The following is a 6,093-nucleotide window of genomic DNA, read 5'->3' on the forward strand; positions in this document are numbered from 1 at the left end:
CGCTTTATATTCCAAAACACTTTTCGAGATACTTCTACCTCACATCCCACCAAACCCTGCTGAGATAAGTATCTCCATTGGCGAGCACGCGCGAGGCAGCTTCGTATTCCTGCGGGTTACGGAAACGCTCGCTGCCCGAATAAACAGCGCGACGCGGGATTTGTCCATTGGTAACTCCCTTATTGGGGCCAGGAGTCAGCTTTGGATAGCCGGTGCGTCTCCATTCCGAAAATGCTTCGTAATGCCGCATAAACAGGCTAATCCACTTTTGAACCATGATCTGTTCCAACTGTTGCTCTGCCGAACCCGTCAAAAGTCCCTCCTTTGCAATGTAAGTATCGATGGATGCTGCGTCGATTTTATAAGGCTCAACCTGCATTGCTGCCCGGATTCCCGCCTGATAAAACCCTTTGGCGTCGGCCGGAGTAAGTCCCGCCCAGCCGAGCAACGCCGCTTCCGCTTTGTAGAAAAGCAGGTCGGAATAAGCCATGAACAGATAAGGAAAAGTCGTTTTCCGGTCGTTGTAGATCGAAATTGTTCCATAGGAGTAATCGTCTCGGTTGATCGTTACGTTCTGTCCCAAAGCTACTCCGAGGCCGCGATAAATGGGCGCACCTGCCTTTTTGGAGTTTTCGGTCGGCTCGGCAATTTTGGGCAGCCGCGGATCATTTTTCTGCAAAAGTGTTGTGATAAATGGCTCTGCAAGCTGGTTCAGTTCTTTGGAGCCATTGTAGCCGCTGATCACCGGGTGGTAACCCAATGCAAAACCATCCTGCGGATTCGTGACGACCTGCGCATTATCTGCATTGCTTACAAAAACAGGCCCGGCCAATGCTTCTTCCACAACTTTTTTAGACCAGGCTTCATCTACATAACGCAGCCTGAAACCCATTCGGAGTTTGAGCATATTGGCAAATTTTCTCCATTGCACCACGTCGCCTTTGTACACCACATCGGCCACGCCGTACGACAAATCCGAAGCATTCAGCCTGGCTGCCGCTGCATCCAGGTCAGCGAGCAGAGATGCGTAAATGTCCTTTTGCGCATCGTACTTCGGCGTCAGGATCATCTCTGCCTCGGGTTTGGCAGATTCCGAGTAAGGAATATCACCCCAGAAATCGGTCATACGCTGCCAGATGTAGATCTCGTTGATCTTCGCGACGGCAAGCTTGGTGCGTCCTGCGGGTGTTTCTTCCTGTCCTTTCAATAACTGGTTCCGGATCTGGGCCAGGTTGTTGATATAACTATAATGCGACGCCCAGTTACGGGTTTCGTAAATATCTCGGTCTTCCTGGTATTGCGACGGCGCCGAAAGCGAGCCGCTGGCCCATTGCTCCACCCACGAGCCGACCTGCCACCAATTGGCGCCCTCGGCCATAATCCCGTTCATCTGCACATTGGTGAGTACATACTCTGCGGGCACCGCGGCGGGTTGCGTAGGTGAGGTGTTCAGTTCTTCAAAATCCTTGGTACAGCCCAGCATAGTTACCGCAAACGCAAGTCCGGCAGTCACGCGGTTCAGATAATGTTTTGTTTTCATATCAAATATTTTTTCAGGGCAACAGCCTTTTTTAGATCAAAAATTAACACTCAGGTCCACACCAAATGTCCGCATCATCGGCAGCGAGTGACCTTCCATTCCCATCGTGCCCGTATTGACATTCACAGAAGAATTTCGGGAGAAAACCCGTCGGTGTGGCGTTCCAGATAGCCCAGGTTACGTCCGTAGATAGCCAGGGAAGCCCCACTAAAAATCTTCATTTTTTCGAATAATGACGCAGGCAAACGGTATGAAAGACGAAGTTCGCGGATCGCAATGTAGCTGGCGTCGTAAATGAACTCTTCGGCTACTGCAAAGCCTTTGTCGGACGCAACGCGGTTCCAGAAAGCCTGTGCGGTGGTTGTTACATCGTTTTGCTCTCCCGTGCTCACCCAGGTAGTCCCCTCTTGCCGCGCTTTCACGCCTTTTACCAGCAGACCGCCTTCACGTCCTTCCAATGTACGTTTCGACGTTCCATAGGCAGCTTCCTGCACGCGACCCTGAGAGAAGATAATGCCGCCGCGACGGATATCGATCAGTGAGCTGAATGACAGCCCTTTGTAAGAGAATATATTGGAAAAACCTCCCGTCCATTTCGGATTAGCATTGCCCAGGTACGAAGTAGCCACCGACCGAACGATTGGCAAACCGTTCTGATCGATCATTTTGTTGCCCTGGTCATCTTTGAGATAAGCATAATCCGCCGCGTTCAACACACCGAAAGGCTGACCGGGCACCGCAGTAATCCGGATATTCCGGTCGGAGCCTACCAGGATTTCGGAAACCCCGTCGATCAGTTCCAGCACCTTGTTTTTGTTTGCTGCCACGTTGAAGCTGGTCTCCCATTTGAACCCATTGTTCAATTGTACCGGCGTTCCCGAGATCAGCAATTCAATGCCCTGGTTCTGGATTTTTCCGGCGTTGGTCAGTTTTGTACCAAAACCAGTGGATTCAGCAATCGTGATCGGCAGGATCTGGTTGCTTGTAACAGAGTGATAGTAGGTAAAATCGACCATTAACCTGTTCTTGAAAAACCGCAGTTCCGCGCCCGCCTCGTAAGAAGTTTTCAGCTCATTTTTCAGGTTAGGATCGGTGATCACAGAAGTATAGCCTGCCAGCGGCTGGTTTTGAAATGTATTCGCATTCAGGGAAAAGTAACCTCTTGTATTGTAGGGGTCCCCCGAGCGGCCCGCCTGCGCCCATGAACCACGGAGCTTGGCATAATCGAGAACACCGCCTTTGATGTTCAATGCGTCGGTCAACACCACGCTCGCGCCTACCGACGGGTAGAAGAACGAGTTGTTTTTCACAGGCAAGGTCGACGACCAGTCGTTTCTTGCGGTAAGATCCAGGAATACAATGTTTTTATAACCAAAATTACCCGCAGCAAAAACCGAGTTAATGTCATATTCAGATACACCGAGGTTAGCCGCATTCAGGACGGTTCGGCCCACAGCATACAATCCGGGAATACTTAATTGTGAACCCGAGTTACCTACGATGCGGTAACGGTTGGACTGGTGGTTGGCCCCTGCATTCAAAAAGACCGAGAAATCCTGAACGTCTTTTGAAACCGTCAGCAACAAATCTGCATTCTCGACTTTATTAAAAACCGTATTCTCAAACACACTACCGGTTTGCGCCACGCGGGTCCCTACCGCCTTCCAGCCATACTGACGCTCGTAGTAAAAATCAGTTCCATACCGTCCCTGAATGCTGATACCTTTGGTGATCTCGTAATTCAGCTTGGCATAGGCGATCAGGCGGTCGCGCTGGTCTTCATTATGGTCGTTGTTGATAGTCCAGAATGGATTGGATGTCACTGAGTTACTTTCAAATATTTTCTCCCCACCTACAAAAAAACCGTTTCCTCCCAGGTCGCGCGAATTCTTAATGTCGGCCGCTGTGTATTCGTAATTTTTCAGCCCGTCCATATTCAAGCTGCGCGGAACGTACAGGAAGCGGTACACCGGATTCTGTCCATCATCGCCCAGGTAAGGCCGGTTATTTACATCCTGACGAATGTAGTTTGCCTTCACATCCAGGATCAGGCCCTTTGCAATATCAGTAGAGAGTTTTAGTGTAGCCGAATTACGTTTCAGCACGTTGGTAGGCTGGAAACCGTCATTTTTCAGGTTGGTTAAAGAAAAATAGTAGGTTGTCTTATCGCCTCCGCCGTCCACGCTCACCGTATGCATCATCATTTTCTCGGGCTGGAAAAACTCCTTGTACGGGTCGGCGATTGGTGAATAGCTTACCGTATCCCCCCACATATCTTCAACCTGCTGACCCTGCATTTTTGGTCCCCAGCTTCCGCGCGTAGTCGGGTTACGGCCACCGCTCAGTTTAGGTATACCACCTGTCAGTTCCGGTTTGTAAGCTACAACAGAGCCATTTCCCTGGCGATAGAATGTAAAATTCCCATTGAAACCCTGTCCGTATTCATTTTGATAATCGGGCTTTACCAATGCAGTTCCCGACGAAAAGCTGCCGTTGTAGGAAAGATTCGGCTTACGGTTTTTCCCACCGGATTTGGTGGTAATGATGATCACCCCGTTCGCACCGAGCTGTCCGTACAATGCCGCACCGTTCGGGCCTTTCAGCACCGTCACGCTTTCAATGTCATTGGGATTAATGTTCGAGATCCCGTCGCCGCCGTCCACTCCGGTCGCGAAGGTTTGTGAACCTACGCTGCGGCGGTTGGAGTTGTCGATAGGCACGCCATCAATCACATAAAGAGGCTGCGAATTACCCGAGAGCGAAGAGTTACCGCGGATAATTACCCGCGACGCGCCCGCCATACCACCTGACGAGCTGCTTACATTCACCCCGGCTATCTTGGCCGATAATGCAGAAGCCAGGTTGGTTTCGCGCGCATTGGAAAAATCCGAACCTTTGAGCTCACCTGTGGCGAAGGTCAATGCTTTTTTATCCCGTTTGATACCCAATGCAGTAACCACCACTTCATTCAGGCTCCGGCTGTCCACGGCCAGTGAAACGTCCAGCACCGAGCGGCTTCCCACTGCCACTTCCTGTGAGAGGTAGCCTACGTAGGAAAAAATAGGTACGGCGTCGTCGGGGACTGTCAGGCTATATTTCCCATCACCGTCGGACGTTGTACCCACTGTTTTTCCCTTGACAATAATGCTCACACCCGGCAGCCCGCCTCCCGATTCGCCATCTTTCACAGTCCCGGAGACCGTCTGGTCGGCTAAAAAGGTTTCCGCGTTTGCGGGGGTAACCAGCCCGGTTTTATCGTCAGGAGTTGCTGTCGTCGTGCTTTTTAACAGGATATGCTTCTCCCCGATCACCTCCACCGATATTTTCATCGGGTCGACGATCTGGCGGAGTACCTCGCTGAGTTTTTTGTTGCTGAACTCCGCGGTGATCTTTCTTTCCGCCTGAATGCTCTTCGGAAGGTATGAGAAACGCACATGTGCGATCTTCTCAATCATATTAAGCGTTTCGCCGATCTGCTTGTCTTTGACCACAATGCTGATGTTCTGATCCAGGACCTCCTGCGCCTCGGCAGGCCCGGCCATCGACAGGTTTGCAAAGGCAGTGGCGAGAATCAATTGGAGGATTGAAATACGCATCATCACAGAAAGTTTAGGCCCTGTTCGTAATAGTAATCTCATAGATTTGGTTGTTTTGTTTTGGGTTAGGAAGAATTCAGTTCAAGTGTGCTAGCATCCCTTGCTGTCGATTACGATCTGCGCGTCGATGATTTTATAAGTCCCATTCAGCAATGTGCAAATGATGTTCAGCTTTTCGTAAAGGTTTTCTTCTTCAATGGAAGTGGTAATCCGGCAGATTTCCAGCAATGCCTCATCATACACGATATCCACGCCGTACGCTTTTTCGATGTCTCCAAAAATGTCTTTGACGGGTGCATTATCGAATGCGAACCTTGGCTTTTCAACCGGCGGCACCACCAGGGCGGGATCCTCTACCAGCGTTTTCACAAGCCGTTGTTCCTTCGACATAAAGACTACCTGCTGGTTGGAAGTTAGTACGACGCCGCCTGTTTCCGGATCTTCCACACCTTTTGTCTGCATGGTCAATTTGGGAGAAAACACGGATACGCGGCCCGTCTTAACTGCAACGGTCACATCGCTGCCGGTTTTGCCACTCCTTACCCGGAAGCTCGTGCCCAATACTTTGGTTACCACATCCCCGGCGTATACAATGAAGGGTTTGGAAGGATTTTTGGTTACTTCAAAGAATGCCTCGCCTTCCAAAATCACCTCCCGGCGCTGAGGAGCAAACTTTTCGGGGAACCTGATCCTGGCGCCAGGTTCGAGCCGCACTACACTTTGATCTTCCAGCACGACATTCATGGGGCGATCCGTGTCATTTACTTTTTCCTGACGCGCCGATCCGCCGATTACCTGTTCTATATTGTACCCCGTTAATTTCGGTTCATTATTCGTAAACCAAACCACTGCTGCGAAGACGAGTAATGCCGCGCAAGCAGCGACACCGTATTTCCAGAAAGTATAAGTTCGTGACCGGGGCAGGATCAACTGTCTTTGCAGCTCCACCCATTTTTT

3 protein-coding genes are annotated in these 6,093 nt (G+C 50.5%); all 3 read right to left on the minus strand.

Going from position 1 to position 6,093, the window contains the following annotated elements:
* Positions 1 to 34 precede the first annotated feature (34 nt).
* Positions 35 to 1,540 (minus strand): SusD/RagB family nutrient-binding outer membrane lipoprotein, encoded by a 1,506-nt coding sequence (locus ACTIE6_RS15295; protein WP_439557463.1) that lies wholly within the window; start codon positions 1,538 to 1,540, stop codon positions 35 to 37.
* A 122-nt stretch (positions 1,541 to 1,662) separates the two neighbouring features.
* Positions 1,663 to 5,139, minus strand: a complete 3,477-nt coding sequence (locus tag ACTIE6_RS15300) for a SusC/RagA family TonB-linked outer membrane protein (protein ID WP_439557464.1) — start codon at positions 5,137 to 5,139, stop codon at positions 1,663 to 1,665.
* Positions 5,140 to 5,226: 87 nt separating this feature from the next.
* Positions 5,227 to 6,093 (minus strand): FecR family protein (locus ACTIE6_RS15305; RefSeq protein ID WP_439557465.1); only part of this gene is annotated, 867 nt, incomplete at its 5' end.

This window comes from Dyadobacter sp. (assembly GCF_051859145.1).
GTDB lineage: Bacteria > Bacteroidota > Bacteroidia > Cytophagales > Spirosomataceae > Dyadobacter.

What these genes read in the sequence shown, in the direction of transcription:
- ACTIE6_RS15295 (WP_439557463.1), bottom strand. Translation starts at nt 1,540, where the DNA reads ATGAAAACAAAACATTATCTGAACCGCGTGACTGCCGGACTTGCGTTT.
- ACTIE6_RS15300 (WP_439557464.1), bottom strand. Translation starts at nt 5,139, where the DNA reads ATGATGCGTATTTCAATCCTCCAATTGATTCTCGCCACTGCCTTTGCA.